Source organism: Saccharopolyspora sp. NPDC045941 (assembly GCF_056431445.1).
Genome location: NZ_JBWKKU010000049.1, coordinates 52,639 through 72,483 on the forward strand (window position 1 = coordinate 52,639; position 19,845 = coordinate 72,483).

16 protein-coding genes, 1 tRNA gene and 1 riboswitch are annotated in these 19,845 nt (G+C 70.4%); of the genes, 11 read left to right on the forward strand and 6 right to left on the reverse strand.

The window, feature by feature from the left end:
• The first annotated feature begins 354 nt into the window (after positions 1-354).
• The 7 genes from rsmA (at position 355) to AC07FN_RS31960 (ending at position 9,356) form a co-directional block, all read left to right on the forward strand.
• Positions 355-1,224 (forward strand): 16S rRNA (adenine(1518)-N(6)/adenine(1519)-N(6))-dimethyltransferase RsmA, encoded by an 870-nt coding sequence (gene rsmA / locus AC07FN_RS31930; RefSeq protein ID WP_478398952.1) that lies wholly within the window; start codon positions 355-357, stop codon positions 1,222-1,224.
• 175 nt (positions 1,225-1,399) lie between these two features.
• Positions 1,400-1,487: riboswitch (SAM riboswitch) on the forward strand.
• 244 nt (positions 1,488-1,731) lie between these two features.
• Positions 1,732-2,748 carry a methionine ABC transporter ATP-binding protein gene (locus tag AC07FN_RS31935; RefSeq protein ID WP_132492852.1) on the forward strand — a complete coding sequence of 339 codons (1,017 nt, stop codon included), beginning with the start codon at positions 1,732-1,734 and terminating at the stop codon, positions 2,746-2,748.
• A complete protein-coding gene (locus AC07FN_RS31940) occupies positions 2,745-3,428 on the forward strand; it encodes an ABC transporter permease subunit (protein ID WP_165968414.1) in 684 nt (227 codons plus the stop codon). Before AC07FN_RS31935 ends, AC07FN_RS31940 begins: the two co-directional genes overlap by 4 nt.
• A 78-nt stretch (positions 3,429-3,506) precedes the next feature.
• Positions 3,507-4,316 (forward strand): MetQ/NlpA family ABC transporter substrate-binding protein, encoded by an 810-nt coding sequence (locus tag AC07FN_RS31945; protein WP_478398953.1) that lies wholly within the window; start codon positions 3,507-3,509, stop codon positions 4,314-4,316.
• Between the two features lie 344 nt (positions 4,317-4,660).
• The gene (locus tag AC07FN_RS31950) at positions 4,661-5,617 is read left to right on the forward strand and encodes a 4-(cytidine 5'-diphospho)-2-C-methyl-D-erythritol kinase (protein WP_478398963.1); all 957 of its coding nucleotides are present in this window, start codon (positions 4,661-4,663) and stop codon (positions 5,615-5,617) included.
• 118 nt (positions 5,618-5,735) lie between these two features.
• The gene (locus tag AC07FN_RS31955; RefSeq protein WP_478398954.1) at positions 5,736-7,517 is read left to right on the forward strand and encodes an ABC-F family ATP-binding cassette domain-containing protein; all 1,782 of its coding nucleotides are present in this window, start codon (positions 5,736-5,738) and stop codon (positions 7,515-7,517) included.
• 186 nt (positions 7,518-7,703) lie between these two features.
• Positions 7,704-9,356 carry a fatty acyl-AMP ligase gene (locus AC07FN_RS31960; RefSeq protein WP_478398955.1) on the forward strand — a complete coding sequence of 551 codons (1,653 nt, stop codon included), beginning with the start codon at positions 7,704-7,706 and terminating at the stop codon, positions 9,354-9,356.
• A gap of 70 nt (positions 9,357-9,426) precedes the next feature.
• On the opposite strand, the gene pth is transcribed toward AC07FN_RS31960, so the two are convergent.
• Positions 9,427-10,002 carry an aminoacyl-tRNA hydrolase gene (gene pth, locus AC07FN_RS31965; RefSeq protein WP_452617050.1) on the reverse strand — a complete coding sequence of 192 codons (576 nt, stop codon included), beginning with the start codon at positions 10,000-10,002 and terminating at the stop codon, positions 9,427-9,429.
• A 90-nt stretch (positions 10,003-10,092) separates the two neighbouring features.
• A complete protein-coding gene (locus AC07FN_RS31970; protein ID WP_478398956.1) occupies positions 10,093-10,695 on the reverse strand; it encodes a 50S ribosomal protein L25/general stress protein Ctc in 603 nt (200 codons plus the stop codon).
• A 366-nt stretch (positions 10,696-11,061) separates the two neighbouring features.
• Between AC07FN_RS31970 and AC07FN_RS31975 the strand changes: the two genes are divergently transcribed.
• Together AC07FN_RS31975 and AC07FN_RS31980 are read left to right on the forward strand one after the other, a co-directional pair.
• Complete coding sequence (locus AC07FN_RS31975; protein ID WP_478398957.1) at positions 11,062-11,697, forward strand: NAD(P)-dependent oxidoreductase; 636 nt, start codon at positions 11,062-11,064, stop codon at positions 11,695-11,697.
• A gap of 127 nt (positions 11,698-11,824) precedes the next feature.
• Complete coding sequence (locus tag AC07FN_RS31980) at positions 11,825-12,439, forward strand: malonic semialdehyde reductase (RefSeq protein ID WP_452617047.1); 615 nt, start codon at positions 11,825-11,827, stop codon at positions 12,437-12,439.
• Between the two features lie 370 nt (positions 12,440-12,809).
• On the opposite strand, the gene AC07FN_RS31985 is transcribed toward AC07FN_RS31980, so the two are convergent.
• The 4 genes from AC07FN_RS31985 to AC07FN_RS32000 all read right to left on the reverse strand — a co-directional run bounded on the left by AC07FN_RS31985 (position 12,810) and on the right by AC07FN_RS32000 (position 17,591).
• Positions 12,810-13,781 (reverse strand): ribose-phosphate diphosphokinase, encoded by a 972-nt coding sequence (locus AC07FN_RS31985; protein ID WP_218157324.1) that lies wholly within the window; start codon positions 13,779-13,781, stop codon positions 12,810-12,812.
• Between the two features lie 38 nt (positions 13,782-13,819).
• Positions 13,820-15,334 (reverse strand): bifunctional UDP-N-acetylglucosamine diphosphorylase/glucosamine-1-phosphate N-acetyltransferase GlmU, encoded by a 1,515-nt coding sequence (gene glmU / locus AC07FN_RS31990; RefSeq protein WP_478398958.1) that lies wholly within the window; start codon positions 15,332-15,334, stop codon positions 13,820-13,822.
• Between the two features lie 342 nt (positions 15,335-15,676).
• Positions 15,677-17,443, reverse strand: coding sequence for a tetratricopeptide repeat-containing diguanylate cyclase (locus tag AC07FN_RS31995; protein WP_478398959.1), 1,767 nt, complete (start codon positions 17,441-17,443; stop codon positions 15,677-15,679).
• 77 nt (positions 17,444-17,520) lie between these two features.
• Positions 17,521-17,591: transfer RNA gene (locus tag AC07FN_RS32000), tRNA-Gln, on the reverse strand.
• Positions 17,592-18,009: 418 nt separating this feature from the next.
• Here AC07FN_RS32000 and AC07FN_RS32005 point away from each other — a divergent pair.
• Both AC07FN_RS32005 and AC07FN_RS32010 read left to right on the forward strand, forming a co-directional pair.
• The gene (locus tag AC07FN_RS32005; RefSeq protein ID WP_478398960.1) at positions 18,010-18,978 is read left to right on the forward strand and encodes an acyl-CoA desaturase; all 969 of its coding nucleotides are present in this window, start codon (positions 18,010-18,012) and stop codon (positions 18,976-18,978) included.
• Positions 18,979-19,152: 174 nt separating this feature from the next.
• Positions 19,153-19,761 carry a TetR family transcriptional regulator gene (locus AC07FN_RS32010; protein ID WP_478398961.1) on the forward strand — a complete coding sequence of 203 codons (609 nt, stop codon included), beginning with the start codon at positions 19,153-19,155 and terminating at the stop codon, positions 19,759-19,761.
• Positions 19,762-19,845: the final 84 nt, after the last annotated feature.

A 19,845-nucleotide genomic window follows, 5' to 3' on the forward strand; every position in this document is an offset into this window, starting at 1 on the left:
TGGCGGCCCCCCTGCGGGAATTGCGGTCGCCGTCTGGACTCCGGGATCCCCGACGCACGTATGTCCAATACGTCGCGTCGGGGCTGTCCTCGTCAGACGACGCCTGAGAACCCGCGGCGGTGCCGGTTGCACAGGTGGGCTAAGCGGCTACGCCGCTTGCGGCGGCTTTCGATCACGCGGACTGAGCGTCGCGGGTGAGCGGATGATCGAAGCGGCTTCGCCCGGGCGTCGATCATGTGAGCTGCGCGAGATGAAGGGCGCCTCTCGCCGGCTGATCCGGTGGTAGGTGCCTTTCGTGGTTCTGCTGGTCGGGGTGCGGGGACGGTGGCTTCGGGGCGCGGGTAGTTTTTCCGTGTGGACGACCAGCAGGCGACTCTGCTCGGCCCGGCCGACGTGCGCCGGTTGGCCGAGGAGCTCGACATCCGCCCGACGAAGAAGCTCGGCCAGAACTTCGTGCACGACCCGAACACGGTGCGCCGCATCGTGGCCTCGGCGTCGGTCACGGCGGACGACGTCGTGCTGGAGGTCGGCCCCGGCCTGGGCTCCCTGACGCTCGCCCTGCTCCCCGCCGCCGGTGCCGTGACGGCCGTCGAGATCGATCCGGTGCTCGCGGCGCGGCTGCCGCGCACCGCCGCCGAGTTCGCCCCGGCGCTGGCCGGCCGGCTCACCGTGATCGAGGCCGACGCCCTGCGGGTGACCGCCGCGGACTTCCCGGCGCCGCCGACCGCGCTGGTCGCGAACCTGCCGTACAACGTCGCCGTGCCGGTGGTGCTGCACCTGCTGGCCGAACTGCCGAGCCTGCGGCACGGCCTGGTCATGGTGCAGTCCGAGGTCGCCGACCGGATGGCCGCCAAGCCGGGCAGCCGGGTCTACGGCGTGCCCAGCGCCAAGGCCGCGTGGTACGCCGACGTGCGGCGCGCGGGTCCGGTGCCGCGCAAGGTGTTCTGGCCGGTGCCCAATGTGGACTCCGGGCTGGTGTCGTTCGAGCGCGTCGAACCGCCGTCGACCGCGCCGCGCGCGGAGGTTTTCCGGGTGGTGGACGCGGCGTTCGCCCAGCGGCGCAAGACGTTGCGCGCCGCGCTGTCCGGCTGGGCCGGGTCCGCGGCGCGCGCGGAGGAAGTCCTCCGGGCCGCCGGGGTGGATCCGTCGATTCGCGGTGAGCAGTTGGAGATCGCCGACTTCGCGCGCATCGCGGAGGCCGCGGCTACCGAGAGCGGTCGCTGAACCACCCGTCCGGGCGCTTGCCAACCGAGGTCGATCCACTACTCGGAGTCACCGAGAACACCTGGCGCGCCAGGAAAATTCCCGCTCGTCCGGGTGTGTGATTTGACGGACGATTTCGGAAAGTGACGACTATCAACTTGCGCTGGAATCCGCCAGTGGGTTCTACTATTCGGGAAATCCATCCCGAGCGGCCGAGAGACCTGGCTCCGCGACGCCGCAGCAACCACCCGATGGGCAGGTGCTAACGCCAGGACCGATGGAGTTGTTGTGGATTCCAACGCGCTGTTAGCCAGCCCGCCTGCGGGTCAGACCCGAGCTCAGCTGGTCCGATCCCGGCAGAACCACATCCGGAGGCTGCTGACGCAGCGTCGCGTCATCGACCACGGGCGTCGCACCACCACCGCCTGTCGTCGCGAGATGTGACCCAGCTCTTCCTCCCTTTCCGGAGTTCCTTGGCCTGCCGCCCTGTCGTGCGCGCGGCCGTCGCGAGCTGATGTGGAGCCGATCGTGATCACAGTTGAGAACCTGACCAAGTCCTTCCAGCACAACAACGGAACCGTCCGCGCCCTCGACGGCGTGTCGATGGAGGTTTCGGCCGGTGCGGTGTGCGGGGTGGTCGGTCCGAGCGGGGCCGGCAAGTCGACCCTGGCCCGGTGCATCGCGCTGCTGGAGAAGCCGGACGGCGGCGCCATCCGCGTCGACGGCACCGACCTCGTTTCCCTCGGCGGCAAGGCGCTTCGCGCGGCGCGTCGCCAGATCGGCGTTGTGCCGCAAGGCGATTCGCTGCTGCGCCAGCGCACCGCCGCGGGCAACGTCGCGTTGCCGCTGGAAGCGGCCGGTGTCAGCGGCCCGCAGCGACGCACTCGCGTCGGCGAGCTGCTGGACCTCGTGGGCCTGACCGACAAGGCCTCCGTCTACCCCGACCAGCTCTCCGGTGGGCAGCGCCAGCGGATCGCGGTGGCGCGTGCGCTGGCCGCCAAGCCGTCGGTGCTGCTGGCCGACGAGCCGACTTCGGCGCTCGACCCGAGCACCACCGACTCGGTGCTCACGGTGCTGGACCGCGCCCGCGCCGAACTGGGCGTCACCGTGCTGGTGGTCACCCACGACATGGCCGTGGTGCGCAAGATCGCCGACGACGTCGCGGTGCTGGAGGACGGCCGGGTGGTCGAGCACGGCAAGGTCATCGACCTCGTCGCCGAGCCCGGCAGCCGGGTGGGCGACACGCTGCTGCCCGGCACTGACCAGGGCGATTCGCTGCGGCCCGGCGGTAGGCACGACGTCGTCGCCGAGGTCGTGCTGGTCGGTTTCGCCGCGGTCGGCGCGTTGCTGCCGGAGGCCGCCGGCCGGTTCGGGGTCGAGCTCGCGATCCTGGGCGGCGGGTTGACCAGGCTGGGTGACACGCCCGTGGCGAAGTTCAAGGTGGGCCTGACCGGCGAGCGAGCCGAGGCGGCCCTGAAGTGGATGGTCGAGCGGGACGCGCATGTGCGACGCGCCCCGGTGTGCGTTGACGGAGCTGCTGCGTGAGTGATGTGACCCCCTGGTCGGAGGTCCTTGGAATTCTTGGTGAAGCGACGATCGACACGCTCTACATGGTGTTGGTGTCGACCCTGCTGGCGGTGCTGGGAGGCCTGCCGCTCGGGGTGCTGCTGCACCTGACCTCGCCGGTCGGCCTGAACCCGAAGCCCGTGCTGTACCGGGTGCTCGGCGTGGTCGTCGACGTGGTGCGTTCGGTGCCGTTCGTCGTTCTGCTGGTGGTGCTGGCGTCGTTCACCCGGCTGCTGATCGGCACGTCGATCGGCAGCACCGCGGTGATCGTGCCGCTGACCATCGGCGCCATCCCGTTCTTCGCGCGGCTGACGCAGAACGCGTTGCGCGAGGTCAGCTTCACCGTGGTCGAGGCTGCGATCACGACCGGATCGAGCAAGCTGCGGATCGTGTGGACGGTGCTGCTCGGCGAGGCGCGAGCCGCGCTGGTCGGCGCGGTCGGCGTCACCGCCGTGGCGCTGGTCGGCTATGCCGCGATGGCCGGCGCGATCGGCGGCGGCGGGCTGGGCACGACCGCGATCCAGGACGGCTACCAGGGCTACGACGACCGGATCCTGTGGGGATCGGTGGTCGTGCTCGGCGTGCTGGCCTTCGCGATGCAGCTGATCACCGACCGGACCGCGAAGCTCGTCGACCGGCGCCGGACCGCGACGAGCTGACCTCGTGGGCGACGCCCGCCCGAAACTCTTCCTGCTTGGGACGACCTCCCAACCACTGTCCAGAAAGGACGAACTCTGATGCGTTTGCGTTTTGCCGCCCTGGTGGCCGCGGCCGGCGTGGTGCTGGCCGCGTGCGGAGGCGGCGGCCAGGCCTCCTCGGACCCGAACGCCCCGCTGCGGGTCGCGGTCAGCCCGACGCCGCACGGCGAGATCCTGGAATACGTCAAGGACAACCTGGCGAAGCAGGCCGGACTCGACATCGAGATCGTCAAGTTCGACGACTACAACCGGCCGAACGAGGCCGTCGCGAACGGCGAGCTGGAGGCGAACTACTTCCAGCACCAGCCCTACCTGGACGAGTACCGCAAGCAGCGCGGCGGCGACTTCGTCTGGATCCAGGCCGTGCACCTGGAGCCGCTCGCGGTGTACTCCAACAAGGTCAAGTCGCTGCAGGAGGTCCAGGACGGCGCGACGGTCACGCTGTCCAACGACCCGGCGAACCAGTTCCGCGGCCTGAAGCTGCTGGAGCAGGGCGGCCTGATCAAGCTCAAGCCGGACGCCGCGGTGGGCACCCGGTTGGAGTCGGCGATCGCCGAGAACCCCAAGAACATCAAGTTCAAGGACCTGTCGCCGGACCAGCTGCCGCGCTCGGTGGATGACGCCGCCGCCGCGGTGGTCAACGGCAACTACGCGATCAAGGCGAACCTGCAGAACCCGGTCCTCGTGGAGAGCCCGGAGAACAACCCCTACGCCAACGGCCTGGTGACCAGCCCGGCGCTGGAGAAGGACCCGCGGATCCAGAAGCTCGCCGAGCTGCTGCGGTCCCAGCAGGTCAAGGACTTCATCAACCAGAAGTACGGCGGCGTCGCGGTCATCCCGGCGGCCTGATCGCAGCATCCGCGCTGGAGGGCGCTTCCCGGCGCGTTGATCGCCGGGAAGCGCCCTTCACCGCATTTTCCGCTTTGTTCTTGAAGCGGCGCAGCCGCTTGGCCCACCCTCGCAACTCGCACCGCCGCGGGTTCTCAGGCTGTGCTCGCCCTTCTGGGCTACTGGGCGAGGCCAGTCCCCGCCGCGTCGTCTTGGGCATACGTGTGTCGGGGATCCCGGAGACCAGACGGCGTCTGAGATTCCGCCACCCGCACCGCTCCGCAAGGTGGGTCTGGATAGGTTCTAATACGCAGGGAAGTCGGCGGCGGGGTTTCCTCTACACGTACGCTCTAAGAGTGCTCTCCGTGGTTCCTACACCCATCACCGTTCGCGTCCCGGCCAAGGTGAACCTGCACCTGTCGGTCGGTGACCCGCGCCCGGACGGCTACCACGAGCTGGTCACCGTCTTCCAGGCGCTGTCGATGACCGACGAGGTCACCGTGCTGGTCGCCGAGGAACCCGGCATCGACGTGCACGGCGATGGTGCGGACTCGGTGCCCACCGGCCCCAGCAACCTGGCTTGGAAGGCCGTGCAGCTGCTCGCCGAGCACAGCGGGCGCGATCCGGAAGAGCCCGGGGTGCGGCTGTCGATCAACAAGGGCATCCCGGTCGCCGGCGGGATGGCCGGCGGCAGCGCCGACGCGGCGGCGACGCTGCTGGCGCTGAACCACCTCTGGCGGCTGGAGCTGGGGCGCGACGACCTCAGTGAGATCGCCGCGAAGCTGGGCAGCGACGTCCCGTTCTCGCTGCAGGGCGGCACGGCGCTGGGCACCGGCCGCGGCGAGCGGCTCGTGCCGGTGCTGGCGCGGCACACCTTCCACTGGGTCATCGCGCTCGATCGCCGCGGGCTGGGCACGCCCGGCGTCTACACCGAACTCGACCGGCTGCGGGCGGAGTCGAAGCCGAACCGCGTCGGGGAGGTCGAGCCGCTGCTGGAGGCGCTGGCCTCCGGAGACCCGCGGCAGCTCGCCCTGCTGCTGGGCAACGACCTGCAGGCGGCGGCCGTGTCACTGCGCCCCGGGCTGCGGCGCACGCTGCGCGCGGGAGTGCAGGCGGGCGCGCTCGCCGGGATCGTTTCGGGCTCGGGCCCGACCTGCGCTTTCCTCTGCACCGACGCGGATTCGGCGGTCCGGGTGGCGGCCGAGCTCTCCGGCGCGGGCGTGTGCCGCACGGTCCGCGTCGCCCACGGCCCCGTCCCGGGAGCCCGGGTGGTCTCCGAAGAGTCCGCTCACCGCCCCACCCCGCCCCAGGTCCACGCCTGAAGTGCAGTTTCAATTGAAACTGCACGCCTAGGACCGCGGTCTGCAGTTTCAATCGAAACTCGGGCCTGGGCCCAGCCCGTGATCACGCAACGCAGTTGATGGAGTAGACGAACACCCGATGGTGAACCTGGTCAATCTGGAATCGGTCAGCAAGAGCTATGGCGTGCGCCCGCTGCTGGACGGCGTCTCGCTCGGGGTCTCGGCGGGGGAGCGCATCGGGGTCGTCGGCCTCAACGGCGGCGGCAAGACCACGCTGCTGGAGGTGCTCGCCGGCCTCGCGGAGCCCGACAGCGGCCGGGCCAGCCAGAGCCGCGACCTGCGGATGGCCGTCGTCACGCAGCGCACCGAGCTGCCCGCCGACTCCACGGTGCGCAACGCGGTGCTCGACCCGCACGGCTTCAGCGCCGAGCACGAATGGGCCGCCGACCCGCAGGTGCGCTCGGTGCTCAGCGGCCTCGGCATGACCCGTCTCGGCCTGGACACCCCGGTCACCGACTTCTCCGGCGGCGAGCGCCGCCGCGTCGCGCTGGCCGCCGCGCTGGTGCGCGATCTGGACCTGCTGGTGCTGGACGAGCCGACGAACCACCTGGACGTCGAGGGCGTGCACTGGCTGGCCGATCACCTGCTGGAGCGCAAGTGCGCGCTGGTGATCGTCACCCACGACCGCTGGTTCCTGGACACCGTCTGCAACCGCACCTGGGAGGTCGTCCAGGGCCGCGTGGAGCAGTACGAAGGCGGCTACGCCGACTGGGTCTTCGCCCGCGCCGAACGCGCCCGCATCGCCCAGCAGGCGGAGGAGAAGCGGCAGAACCTCGCGCGCAAGGAACTCGCGTGGCTGCAGCGCGGCGCGAAGGCCCGCACCTCCAAGCCCCGGTACCGGATGGAGGCGGCCGAGGCCCTGATCGCCGACGTGCCGCCGCCGCGCGACACCGTCGAGCTGGTGGCGTTCGCCAAGCGCCGTCTCGGGAAGACGGTGCTGGAGCTGGAGGACGTCGACCTCCGGATCGCCGACCGCACGCTGCTGGACGGCGTCACCTGGCGCATCGGCCCCGGCGACCGGATCGGTCTGGTCGGCGTCAACGGCTCCGGCAAGACGACGCTGCTGAAGTTGCTCGCCGGCGAACGCGAAGCCGACGCGGGCAAGCGCATCGAGGGCAAGACGGTGCGGCTGGCGCACCTGACCCAGGAACTGCACGACCTGCCCGGGCATTGGCGGGTGCTGGAGGCGATCGAGAACGTCGCCGAGCGGGTCACCCTCGGCAAGTACGAGCTGTCCGCATCGCAGCTCGGCGAGCGCTTCGGCTTCGGCAAGGGACGGCAGTGGACGCCCGTCGAAGACCTCTCCGGCGGCGAGCGCCGGCGCCTGCAGCTGGCGCGGTTGCTGATGGCCGAGCCGAACGTGCTGATCCTCGACGAGCCCACCAACGACCTCGACATCGACACCCTGCAGCAGCTCGAAGATCTGCTCGACACCTGGCCGGGCACGCTGGTGGTCGTCTCCCACGACCGCTACCTGGTGGAGCGCGTGTGCGACAGCGTGCACGCGCTGTTCGGCGACGGCGGCCTCACGCACCTGCCGGGCGGCATCGACGAGTACCTGCAGCGGCGTCAGTCGCTGTTGGAAGCGGCCGAAGGCAGCGTCGGCAAGCAGGCGACCGACGCGGCGAAGCCGCGAGGGCTCTCCGGAGCGGAGGAGCACGCGGCGCGCAAGGACCTCGCGCGCTGCGAGCGTCAGCTCGACAAGCTCGCGGAGCGCGAAGCGCGGCTGCACGAGAAGCTCGCGGAGGCCGCGACAGCGCCGGAGCGGCTGGCGGAGCTGAACGCGGAGCTGCGCGGGCTCCAGCAGGAGAAGGACGAGGTCGAAATGCGCTGGATGGAGCTCGCCGATCAGCTCGGCTGACCCGGAGGTGTCCAATTTTGCCTAAAATTGGGCACCTTCCCCATGTCCCGGAAGGCGCGGTGCGAGCCCCGGGATAGCTGCCGATTTTGCCTGGAATCGGGATCTTCGCCCTTGCGGGGTGCTCGATGAGCTGGCCGTTGTGGCGAAACCTGTGCGCGCGATCACCGTGCTCGTAAGCTGCGTCACATGAGTCGGTTCGTGGAGACATTGGTGGCGTCCGCGCGGGAGAACTCCGGTCCGCAGGCGCGGGGGCTCACGACGGGCGAGCCCGAGCAGCCGTGGTTCCGGACTTGGGCTGAGGTGCACGCCGACGCGCTGCGGATGGCCGGGGCGCTGGGCGACGACCTCGGGCCCGGGCGGGTCGTCGCGATCCTCGCCGCCGATCCCGGCCTGATCGCTCCCGCCGTGCAGGCCGTGTGGCTCGGCGGCGGCAGCGTGACGATGCTGCACCAGCCGACGCCGCGCACCGACCTCGCGCACTGGGCCGAGGACACCGTCCGGGTGCTCAAGATGATCGGCGCCCGGCTGGTGCTGCTGGGCGCCCCGTTCGAGGACTTGGCCGGCGTGCTGGAGGAGAACGCGATCGGCTGCCGGAACCTGGCCGGGCTCACCGGCGGCGAACCGCTCGCCGCGCCGGTCGACGTCGACGAGGACGCGACCGCGCTGCTGCAGCTGACCAGCGGCTCCACCGCCGACCCCAAGGCCGTGCGGATCACCCACGGCAACCTCCACGCCAACCTTCGGGCGATGGTCACCGCCGCCCGGCTCGATCCCGCGCACGACGTCGCGGTGTCCTGGCTGCCGCTGTTCCACGACATGGGGATGGTCGGCTGCCTGACGGTGCCGATGGCGATCGGCATGTCGGCGGTCAAGATCACCCCGGCCGACTTCCTGGCCCGGCCGCTGCTCTGGCCCGAGCTGATCAGCCGCTACCGGGGGACCGTGACCGCCGCGCCGAACTTCGCCTACGCGATCGTCGGTCGCCGGATGGCCCGCGCCGACGACGGCGACTTCGACCTGTCGAGCCTGCGGTTCACGCTCAACGGCGCCGAACCGATCGATCCGGCGGCGGCGCAGGCGTTCACCGACGCGGGGGCCAGGTTCGGGATGAGCCCGGACTGCATGGTGTGCGCGTTCGGGATGGCCGAGGCCACGCTCGCGGTGTCGTTCGCGCCGCTGGGGCGCGGGCTGGAGGTCGACACCGTCGACGCGGATGCGCTGGAGCAGCAGCGGCGGGCCGAACCCGCATCGCCGGACGCCGAGCGGGCGCGGCGGTTCGCGTTGCTGGGAAACCCGTTGCCGGGCTTGGAGGTCGACGTCGTCGACGACTCGGGCCGGCGGCTGGAGGAGCGGCAGGTGGGGCGGCTGCGGATCCGGGGCGAGGCGGTGACGCCGGGCTACCTGACCATGGACGGCCCGCTGTCCACGCAGGACGATGACGGCTGGCTGGACACCGGGGACGAGGGCTACCTGGTCGACGGCCAGGTGGTGATCTGCGGGCGCCGCAAGGACGTGATCATCATGGGCGGCCGCAACATCTACCCGGTGGACATCGAGCGGGCCGCCTGCCAGGTCGAGGGCGTGCGCGCGGGTAACGCCGCCGCGGTCCGGCAGGACGCCGGGAGCCGCCGCGAGCGGTTCGCGGTGGTGCTGGAGTCGCGCCTGGCGGGCGACGAGTCCGCGGAGAAGGCGCTGCGCAAGGAGGTCGCGGCGCGCATCGTGGACGCGGTGGGAGTGCGCCCCTCGGCGGTCGTCGTGCTGCAGCCGGGCTCGCTGCCCAAGACCCCGTCGGGGAAGCTCAAGAGGGCCGCCACGGCCGCGCTGGTCCCCACCGAATGACCTTTGTGGACGGTCACGCTGAAGGGCCCCGCACCGAGCTCGGTGGAGCGGGGCCCTACAGCTCGCGGGGTCAGTGGAAGCGGTTCTGGGCGGCTTCGAGGCCGTCGGTGACCAGGGCCTCCACCGCGTCCGCGCAGAGGTCGATGAAGTACGCGAGCTCCTTGCGCTCGGCACCGGAGAAGTCCTTGAGGACGTAATCGGCCGGGTCCATCCGGCCGGGCGGGCGGCCGATGCCGAAGCGGACCCGCAGGTAGTCGCGGGTGCCGATGGACTTGCTGATCGAACGCAGCCCGTTGTGGCCGTTCTCGCCGCCGCCGCGCTTGAGCCGGACGGTGCCGAACGGGAGGTCGAGCTCGTCGTGGATCACGATCACGGATTCCGGCGGCGCCTTGTAGAACTTCACCGCGCCGGCCACCGGGCCGCCGGAGAGGTTCATGAACGAGCGCGGCTTCACCAGCACGGCGCGCGCGCCGGCCAGCCGCCCCTCGACGACGTCGGCACCGGCCTTGTGCGCCTTGAACTTCCCGCCGATCCGGTCGGCGAGCTCGTCGGCGACCAGGAAACCGATGTTGTGCCGGTTCCCCTCGTAGCGCGGCCCGGGATTGCCGAGTCCGACGATCAACGCGACCGAATCCGGAGTGCTCACGGGAAGAAGTCTCCTGCTCTAGATGGCACGCAGCGCGCCGCCCCGATCACAGGGATCGGGACGGCGCGCGGTGCGCCCGACGTCGGAGGCTCAGGCCTCTTCGGCGGTCTCGCCTTCGGCGGCCTCAGCGGCTTCCTCGGCCATCGAAGCCGCGGCCTCGGTGACGTTGACGACCAGCGCCTCGGGGTCGGCCTGCAGGGTGACGCCCGCGGGCAGCTGGATGTCGGAGGCGTGGAGCTGGGTGCCGATCTCGGCACCGGCGATCGACAGCTCCAGCTGCTCGGGGATGTGCAGGGCCTCGGCCTCGATCTCGACCTCGGTGACCTCCTGGCTGACCAGGCCGCCGGGGCCGGCCTCGCCGACCAGCACGACCGGCACCGCGACGGTGACCTTCTCGCCGCGCTTGACCAGCAGCAGGTCGACGTGCTCGATGTAGTTCTTGATCGGGTGCGTGGTGATGGTCTTGGTGAGGGCGAGCTCGCTGTCGCCACCGGACACATCAAGCGTCAGCACCGCGTTGTGCCCGTTCTCGCGGATCGCGCGGGCGAACTCCACGGAGGGCAGGGACAGGTGCTTCGGGTCGGAGCCATGACCGTAGAGCACCGCGGGGATCTTGCCGGCGCGGCGGGTGCGGCGGGCCGCTCCCTTGCCGAACTCGGTGCGCTGCTCGACGGCGATACGTACCTCGGACACGGTGGTGCACTCCTCATGACGTCGGGCGGAACCTGAATTGGTCGCTGGCCTGCGGCGGTGGGGCGCGCTACTGGCGTGATTACGACGCGGTGCCGAACGGGCACCCGGGGTGTGAGCGACATCAGTGCGCCAACCAAAGTGGTGGGCGGCCACCGTGCCACCGCGCCGATCACGCCGGGCGAACGTCCCGACCTCGCCGAGGCAACCCGAATAGTCTAAACGGTGCTTGCATAGTCGTTTTCGCACGGGTGACCCCACCCGGTTCCGGTCGCGCTCGCTCAATGGTTACCCGCAGGAACTCAGTGCACGTTGAAGTCACCGGTAACCGATGGTTAGCGTCGGTGACCAGCACAGAAGGAGGATGCGATGCGACTGGTCCTGTTCGGCGCGACCGGCTACGCCGGCGGCGCGATCCTGCGGGAGGCGAAGCGGCGCGGCCACGAGGTGATCGGCGTGGCCCGGAGCGCCGAGTCGTTGGCCGAGCCCGGGAAAGCGGGTTCGCTGCACGACGAGCAGTTCGTGCTCGACGTGACGGCGGGCGCGGACGCGCTGCTGGTGGCCATCCCGGCCCGGCCGATGCCCGACGGCACGAAGCTGCTCGACGCGGTGCCCGCGCTCTTCGCGGCTGCCGAGCGGCACGGACTGCGGATTGGCGTGGTCGGTGGCGCGGGGAGCCTCCGCGTGTCCGAGGACGGTCCGCGGGTGATCGACGCGCCCGGGTTCCCGGACGAGTTCAAGCCGGAGGCCGGCGCGCACGCCGAGGTACTCGCGGCGCTCCAGCAGGCGCCCGCCGAGGCGGACTGGTTCTACCTCAGCCCGGCGGGGACGTTCGGGGCCTACGCTCCGGGCGAGCGGACCGGCTCCTACCGGCTCGGCGACGACGTGCTGGTGACCGACGCGGACGGGAACTCCGCGATCGGCGGTGAGGACTACGCGATCGCGTTCGTCGACGAGCTGGAGAAGCCCGCGCACCGGCGGCGGCGCTTCACGGTCGGCTACTGATCGTCCGTGAGGCCGGTCACAGTGAGCCGGTTCCGGAATATTTGAAACCTCAAACAATGTTGGGATGGGGGATCCGCCCGGTGCGCGGGCGGATCCCCGGAATCCCGACCGCTCCAGGAGTGAGTTCATGACCGCGATCGACCAGGCCGAGCAGCTGGTGCTCGGCGCGGACGCCCAGAACCTGCTGTTCCGCGAAGCCCGCACCGCCAACAGCTTCAGCGACGAGCCGGTCACCGACGAGCAGATCCAGGCCGTCTACGACCTGGTCAAGTGGGCCCCGACGTCGATGAACCAGCAGCCGCTGCGCATCGTGCTGGTGCGCTCCGACGAGGGCAAGCAGCGCCTGCTGCCGCACCTGATGGAGGGCAACCGGGCCAAGACCGAGAAGGCCCCGCTGGTGGCGATCCTGGCCGCCGACACCGACTTCCACGAGAACCTGCCGCGGGTGTTCCCGCACGCGGAGGGCGTCCGGGAGATGTTCGCCGGCAACGACGACCTCCGGCTGACCAACGCGAAGCTCAACGCGAGCCTGCAGATCGCGTACTTCATCCTCGGCGTTCGCGCCGCCGGGCTGGCGGCCGGTCCGATGACCGGTTTCGACAAGGCGGGCCTCGACGCGGAGTTCTTCCCGGGCGGCAAGCAGCAGGCGCTGGTCGTGGTCAACATCGGCAAGCCGGGCGAGAACCCCTGGTTCGACCGCCTGCCCCGCCTCGACTACGACGAGGTCGTCACCACCGTCTGACCCACACGCCGACCCAGCACGCGGTCCCAGCGCGCTTACCGAGCACGCTGATCGCCGCACGCTGACCGCCGCACGCTGACCGCCGCACGAGGTCCGCTGCCCGGTCCCCACGAGTGGTCCGCAATTTCCATTGAAATCGAAGATCCAATTTCAATGGAAATTGCGGACCATCGGCGTGTCGGGACCCGACACGCCGGTGTCTGTGGACAACTCCCGCAATTTCAATGGAAATCAGAGGTTCGATTTCCATTGAAATTGCGGAACCCGGAACCCGGAACCTCGAACCTCGAACGGCCCCGGTCCGAAGTGGACCGGGGCCGTTCGAGGTTCTTCGCGCTCACCGCGGGCGCCCTCGGGAGGCGCCGCCGGGTCAGGCGCGGCCGTCGAAGAGGCTGGTGACCGAGCCGTCCTCGAAGACCTGGTGGATCGCCTCCGCGACCAGCGGGGCGATCGACAGGACCGTCAGGTTCGGGAACCGGCGCTCCTCCGGAATCGGCAGCGTGTTGGTCAGCACGACCTCCTTCGCGCCGCAGGACGACAGCCGCTCCACCGCCGGGCCGGACAGCACCGCGTGGGTGGCCGCGATGATGACGTCCTTCGCGCCCGCCGCCAGCAGCTGCTCGGTGGCCTTGGTGATCGTGCCGCCGGTGTCGATCATGTCGTCGACCAGCACGCACAGCCGGCCCTCGACGTCACCGACGACGCGGTTGGCGACCACCTGGTTGGGCTTGCTGGGGTCGCGGGTCTTGTGGATGAACGCCAGCGGCGTGCCGCCGAGGTCGTCGGCCCACTTCTCCGCCACCCGGACCCGGCCCGAGTCGGGGGAGACCACGGTGATCTGCTCGCCCGCGTAGGTGTCGCGCATGTAGCTGGCCAGCAGCTTCTGGGCCATCAGGTGGTCCACCGGGCCGTCGAAGAAGCCCTGGATCTGATCGGTGTGCAGGTCCACCGCCATGATCCGGTCCGCGCCGGCGGTCTTGAACAGGTCCGCCATCAGCCGCGCCGAGATCGGCTCGCGGCCCTTGTGCTTCTTGTCCTGGCGGGCGTAGCCGTAGAACGGCATGACCACGGTGATGCGCTTGGCGCTGGCGCGCTTGAGCGCGTCCACCATGATCAGCTGTTCCATGATCGCGTCGTTGAGCGGGTTGCAGTGCGACTGGATGACGAAGGCGTCGCACCCGCGAACCGACTCGTCGTAGCGCACGAAGATCTCGCCGTTGGCGAACTTGTAGGCAGCCTGGGGCGTGACCGTTACGTCGAGCTGCTTGGCCACCTCCTCGGCAAGTTCCGGGTGACTGCTGCCGGAGAAGAGCTTCAGGCTCTTCTTCGGAGTCGCAGACATCGCACTCACGGTCATCGTCCCTCCCCGTAAGACGCCCGTCATTGGGCGCCATTCGTCGGATTGGTGGTTGGTTCTTTCGACAAAGCCTGTTGTGCGGCCTGGTCTGCGGCGGTACCGGGGCGGCGTCTGGCGACCCAGCCTTCGATGTTGCTTTGTTTCCCGCGGGCGACCGCCATCGCGCCGGGCGGGACATCCTGGGTGATCACCGAGCCGGCGGCGGTGTAGGCGCCGTCGCCGATCTCCACCGGGGCGACGAACATGTTGTCCGCGCCGGTCCGGGCGTGTGATCCGATCACGGTGTGGTGCTTGGCCACCCCGTCGTAGTTGACGAAGACCGTGGCGGCGCCGATGTTGCTCTGCTCGCCGATCGTCGCGTCGCCGACGTAGGTCAGGTGCGGCACCTTGGTGCCGTCGCCGATCGCGGCGTTCTTGGTCTCGACGAAGGTGCCGATCTTGCCCTTGGTGCCGAGCCGGGTGCCGGGGCGCAGGAACGCGAACGGCCCGACCTTGGCGTCCGGCCCGATCTCGGCGCCCTCGCCGTGGGTGCGCACCACCGACGCGCCGGGGTGGATCACGCAGCCGGTGAGCGTGGTGTCCGGGCCGACGACCGCGCCCTCGCCGACCTTGGTGGCGCCGCGCAGCTGCACGCCCGGCTCCAGCAGGACGTCGCGGTCCAGCTCCACATCGCAGTCCAGCCACACCGAGTTCGGGTCGATGATGGTGACGCCCGCGTGCATCCAGCGCAGCAGCAGCCGGCGGTTGAGCTCGGCGCCGAGGCGGGCCAGCTGCACCCGGTCGTTCACGCCCTCGACCAGCCACGGGTCGGTGCAGATCAGCGCGCCGACCGGGCGGCCGTCGCCGCGCGCGATCGACAGCACGTCGGTCAGGTAGAGCTCGCCCTGGGCGTTGTCGGTGGACAGCCGCTTGAGCGCGTCGGCGAGCACTTCCGCGTCGAAGGCGTAGACGCCGGAGTTGATCTCGGTGATCGCCGCCTGCTCGGGGGTGGCGTCCTTCTGCTCGACGATCCCGGTCACCTGGCCGTCGGCATCGCGCAGCATCCGGCCGTAGCCGGTCGGCTCGTCGACGACCGCGGTCAGCACAGTGACGGCGTTGCCGGCTTCGCGGTGTTCGGAGAGCAGGGCGCGCAGCGCTTCGCTGTCGAGCAGCGGCACGTCGCCGTAGCTGACCAGCACCGTGCCCGTGAGGTCGGCCGGCAGCTCGGAAAGCCCGCAGGAGACAGCGTGTCCGGTGCCGAGCTGCTCCTCCTGCACCGCGGTGACGACCGCGCGGTCCAGGGCGTCGGCCAGGCCGGTCAGGTGCTCGGCCACGGCTTCGCGGCCGTGTCCCAGCACGACCACCAGTGAGTCGGGGTCGAGACCGGCCGCGGCGCGCACGGCGTGTTCGACCAGGGGCCTGCCCGCAAGCCGGTGCAGGACCTTCGGCGTCGCCGATCGCATCCGAGTGCCCTCGCCCGCGGCGAGCACGATCGTGCTGACGGTTTCCGAAGACGCATCGCTGCGGGAGGAGGGCTGGGCGGTGTCGCCCTGGAGCATCAGCGCTCTCCCTTGATCTCTAGATGCGGCTCGGCGGCGTGGTTCAGCCGTCGGGCCGACGGTGCCTGTTGCGTCCAAGCGGGTGAAGAGTAACCGGCCCGGTACCCCCACGGCTCCGGTGCCCCTGCGCGCCTGTCCAGCGGATGTGATGGTACCGCCGACCGGCCCTGATACGTGCTCGAAGCCAGCCTTCTAGCTGCGGTTATGTGATCTTCGATGCACTCCGGGCGGTCCGCGGCGGGCCTCGCTGTGGCCGATCACACGGGTGTTTCCGCGCCGATCGAACGGCAGGTCCGGTCGGCGCGGCCCGGCGGGGAGGCCGCCGGGCCGCACCTGATCGGGTTAGAGAGCATCCGGGGGAATCCACACCGAGTGATCCGACGGGCCCTCGGCCGGCGGGCTGCTCGGCGGCGTGGTGGTCACGCCGGAGAACGCCGAGACGCGGTTCCCGCCGCCGCGCTTGGCCTGGTACATCGCGGCATCCGCGCGAGCCAGCACCTGCGCGGCCGATTCCTGCGGGCGCATCGCGACGACGCCGATCGACAGGGTCACCCCGTACGAGACCTCGCTCGGCAGGCTGTCGACGGCCTCGGTGGTGCGCTGCAACGCCGCCTCGGCGGCGCCGAGCGTCGCGCCCGGCAGCAGCACGACGAACTCGTCACCGCCGTAGCGGGCCACGAAGTCGTCGACGCGCAACGTGTCGCGCAAGGTCATCGCGACGGTGCGCAGCACGTCGTCGCCTTCCGCGTGCGAGCAGCGGTCGTTGACGCCCTTGAACCCGTCGAGGTCCACCAGCGCCACCGCCAGCGGCTGCGCGTCGGGCGCGGTGAGCATCGTCTCCAGCCGGTCGTCCAGCGCGCGGCGGTTGGACAGGCCGGTGAGCGGGTCTTGCAGCGCCTGCCGGGTGATCGCGTCGTGCTTGTGGGTCAGCCGCGAGTTCTCCAGCCTGATGACCAAAGTGGACAGACGGGCCTGGCGCATCGCCCACAGCTCGGTCTCCAGCTCCAGCGCGTAGTCCCGCAGCGCGGCGGGGCGGCCGCCGAGGTCGACCAGCTGCGCGTGCTCCCGGGCCAGCGAGATCCGCAGCGTGGGCTCCGAAGTGTCGGTCTCCATGTCGGCGCGGGCATCGGACAGCACCTGCACCGCCTCGTCGCTGCGATCCGCACGGGTCAGGCACCGGGACAGCGCGATCGCGACGATGATCTCCTCTCGCGGGTGGATCGCCCGGTCCAGGCTGCGCAGCACCTCCAGCCGCTCGATGTACTCGATGTGCGGCTGGGCCAGCGCGTGGGCGGCACCGAGCACCGGGACCTGTTCGGCGGCGGGGCGGTCGGAGACGCGGGGGAACAACGACTCCCGCCACGGGCCCTCCACCGCGACGGCGATCTGCGAGGCGGTGTCGAACCGGGTGTTCGCCTCCTCGTACTGCCCGATGCGCTCCAGCCGCAGGCCCCAGCCGAGCAGCATCCGGCACCGGTTGATCATGTGCACCGCGATCTCGTGCGGGCCGCCGCTCTCCCGGATCCGCTGGTGGGCGCGGGTCATCACCTCGTCGGCCGTCTCGTAGACGCCGAGCTGGGTGAGCACCAGGCCGATGTCGATCAGCGAGGTGGCCAGCAGTCGCTCCCACGACCGGCGGCCCAGCGTGCGGTCCGGGACCAGCTCGTCGTCGAGCATCGCCAGGCCGTGCGCCACCTCGGTCAGCGCGCTGTCCTCGCTGCCGCCGATCAGCGCGCGCCGGCTGCGCAGCGCGTGCGCATCGGCTTCCAGGACCCTCAGCCCGTGCCGGCGGGTGTGCATGAGGAGTTCGTCGAGCAGCGGATCAGCGCTGTCGACCAGACCGGGTGTCGCCAGCCGCATCGAGGCGCAGTGCCGCAGGAGCTGGCCGACGATGCGCGGCTCGCCGCGCCGCTGGGCCTCGGCGAGCAGGTCATCCGCCTCGCGGATGGTGCTTCGCTGGCCGGACGCATCGCTGTGCTGGCCGACTGCGTTGAGTTCGCGTGCGCGCCCCACGAGCCAGGCGTCGGACACCTCGCTCAGCGTGGTCATCGGGTCTTCGCGCACGGCGGTCGTGTCGTCGCGCAGCGGCGCACACCCCCTGTTCACCATCGCTCCCCGGCGGCCTGGGCGGCGCGCTGGGCCTCACGAGGGGCTGCGCGCCGCGCCGGGTCCGGGAGGACCGCTCGCTCCGCCGCCAGGATTCGAACCTGGACCATCGGAACCAAAATCCGAGGTGCTGCCTTTACACCACGGCGGATCGGGCGCTGTCTGCCCGCGATGCCGGCTTGTGATCCCCGGCACCGCGGCCCGAGCTTACCGGCCCGGGCCGACAGGCGGTGGTACCCGGCCGACATCGTGGCATGCCCCCGCCGCCGGGTCGGCGTCGGGCCTGCGGGTTCTCGGGTTTCCTCGCGCGCTGGCACGTGGATGGGACGTACGCCGGCGTCCACCGGTTGCGTACAAGATCACCGCTGTTCGGGTGAACGAGGGCGATTCGGACACGCCCGGAGGGGTGCGACACGCCGCAATGTTGCCGTCCGGGGGTGACGATTCGGCATCGAATAACTTACGCTTGCGTAGGTTACGGTCCCGTAGGGTGGAGGTGTTGCGGGGCCGTGCGCTCCCGGTGCTGACCGCAGTTTTCCCACCTCCCCAAGCCATTCGAGGTATTGAGTATGACCGCAGCAACCGAGCGCGTTGCCGCTCCGGACGCCGGCGCCGAGTCCGGGCCGAAGCCGCTGACCACGGGTCCGCAGAGCGCTGGACGGGCGTCGCTGGTGTACGCGTTTCTCCTGATCCCGATGGCCGCGCTGATCGCTGCGGTCCCCGTCACCTGGGGGTGGGGCGTGGGGCCGGTCGACATCGGCCTTGCCGTGCTCTTCTGGTTGATCAGCGGCCTGGGGGTCACCGTTGGCTTCCACCGGTACTTCACGCACGGTTCCTTCAAGGCCAACCGCGCGGTGAAGATCGCACTGGCCATCGCCGGGATGATGGCGGTCCAGGGGCCGGTCATCACCTGGGTCGCCGACCACCGGCGCCACCACGCCTTCTCCGACCGCGAGGGCGACCCGCACTCGCCCTGGCTGTTCGGCACCTCGGCGCTGGCGTTGACCAAGGGCTTCTGGCACTCCCACATGGGCTGGATGTTCAAGCGGGAGATGACCAACGAGGACCGGTTCGCCCCCGACCTGCTCAAGGACCGCGACATCGTTGTTATCAACCGGCTGTTCCCGGTGTGGACGGCCCTCAGCCTCGTGCTTCCCGCGCTGCTGGGCGGTCTGCTCACGTGGTCCCTGTGGGGCGCGCTGACGGCGTTCTTCTGGGCCGGGCTGGTGCGCGTGTCGTTCCTGCACCACATCACGTGGTCGGTGAACTCGATCTGCCACATGATCGGCGAGCGGCCGTTCAAGAGCCGGGACAAGGCGGCGAACTTCTGGCCGCTGGCGATCCTGTCCTTCGGCGAGTCGTGGCACAACCTGCACCACGCCGACCCGACCTGCGCCCGGCACGGCGTGCTGCGCGGGCAGATCGACATCTCGGCGCGCGTTATCTGGATCTTCGAGAAGCTCGGCTGGGTCTGGAACGTCCGCTGGTCCAACGAGAAGCGGCTCGCCCGGATCTCGGTCACCGAGTACAAGGGCTGATCCCCGCCCGGTTCGAGGTGCCCGCGCGGCGAAATCGCGCGGGCACTTTTTCATCAGGCCTGGACATGCGTGTCGGGCCAGCACCTTAGGGTTGTGCGAGTGGTATCACGGCGACGCGGGCGGACTGCGCCCGAACCCGAGGCGCGGCCGAAAGGGCGCACCGCACGGGTCAGGATGACGGGCAAGGAACGTCGGCAGCAGCTGCTGGACGTCGCTAGGGCGCTGTTCGCGGAGAAGGGCTTCGACGGCACGTCCATCGAGGAGATCGCGCACCGCGCCGGGGTGTCGAAGCCGGTCGTCTACGAGCACTTCGGCGGCAAGGAAGGCGTCTACGCGGTGGTGGTCGACCGCGAGATGCGCAACCTGCTGGACCTGGTCGTCTCCGCCCTGTCGGCGGGGCATCCGCGGGATCTCCTGGAGCAGGCGGCGCGGGCGCTGCTGGACTACATCGACAACAACACCGACGGTTTCCGGGTGCTGGTGCGCGATTCGCCGGTGGCCAGCAACAGTGGCACCTTCTCCAGCCTGCTCAACGACATCGCGAGCCAGGTCGAGCACATCCTCGCCCTGCAGTTCAGCGCGCGGGGCTACGACGCGAAGCTCGCCCCGCTGTACAGCCAGGCGCTGGTCGGCATGGTGGCGCTGACCGGCCAGTGGTGGCTGGAGGCGCGCAAGCCGAAGAAGGAGGAGGTGGCCGCGCACCTGGTCAACCTCGCCTGGAACGGCCTCTCCCACCTGGAGCACAAGCCCCGCCTGTCCACGAAGTCCCGCAATTTCCATTGAGCGTTTTTCATCCTTCGTGTTCGAGGGTGAGGATGGCTCGGGCGAGGGTGCCGACGCGGTGTGGGCAGCAGCGGACGCGGTCGA

What these genes read in the sequence shown, in the direction of transcription:
- AC07FN_RS31985 (WP_218157324.1), bottom strand. Translation starts at nt 13,781, where the DNA reads ATGTCTGCGACTCCGAAGAAGAGCCTGAAGCTCTTCTCCGGCAGCAGT.
- AC07FN_RS31960 (WP_478398955.1), top strand. Translation starts at nt 7,704, where the DNA reads ATGAGTCGGTTCGTGGAGACATTGGTGGCGTCCGCGCGGGAGAACTCC.
- AC07FN_RS31980 (WP_452617047.1), top strand. Translation starts at nt 11,825, where the DNA reads ATGACCGCGATCGACCAGGCCGAGCAGCTGGTGCTCGGCGCGGACGCC.
- AC07FN_RS31995 (WP_478398959.1), bottom strand. Translation starts at nt 17,443, where the DNA reads ATGGTGAACAGGGGGTGTGCGCCGCTGCGCGACGACACGACCGCCGTG.
- AC07FN_RS32010 (WP_478398961.1), top strand. Translation starts at nt 19,153, where the DNA reads ATGACGGGCAAGGAACGTCGGCAGCAGCTGCTGGACGTCGCTAGGGCG.
- AC07FN_RS31945 (WP_478398953.1), top strand. Translation starts at nt 3,507, where the DNA reads ATGCGTTTGCGTTTTGCCGCCCTGGTGGCCGCGGCCGGCGTGGTGCTG.
- glmU (WP_478398958.1), bottom strand. Translation starts at nt 15,334, where the DNA reads ATGCTCCAGGGCGACACCGCCCAGCCCTCCTCCCGCAGCGATGCGTCT.
- AC07FN_RS31955 (WP_478398954.1), top strand. Translation starts at nt 5,736, where the DNA reads ATGGTGAACCTGGTCAATCTGGAATCGGTCAGCAAGAGCTATGGCGTG.
- AC07FN_RS32005 (WP_478398960.1), top strand. Translation starts at nt 18,010, where the DNA reads ATGACCGCAGCAACCGAGCGCGTTGCCGCTCCGGACGCCGGCGCCGAG.
- AC07FN_RS31975 (WP_478398957.1), top strand. Translation starts at nt 11,062, where the DNA reads ATGCGACTGGTCCTGTTCGGCGCGACCGGCTACGCCGGCGGCGCGATC.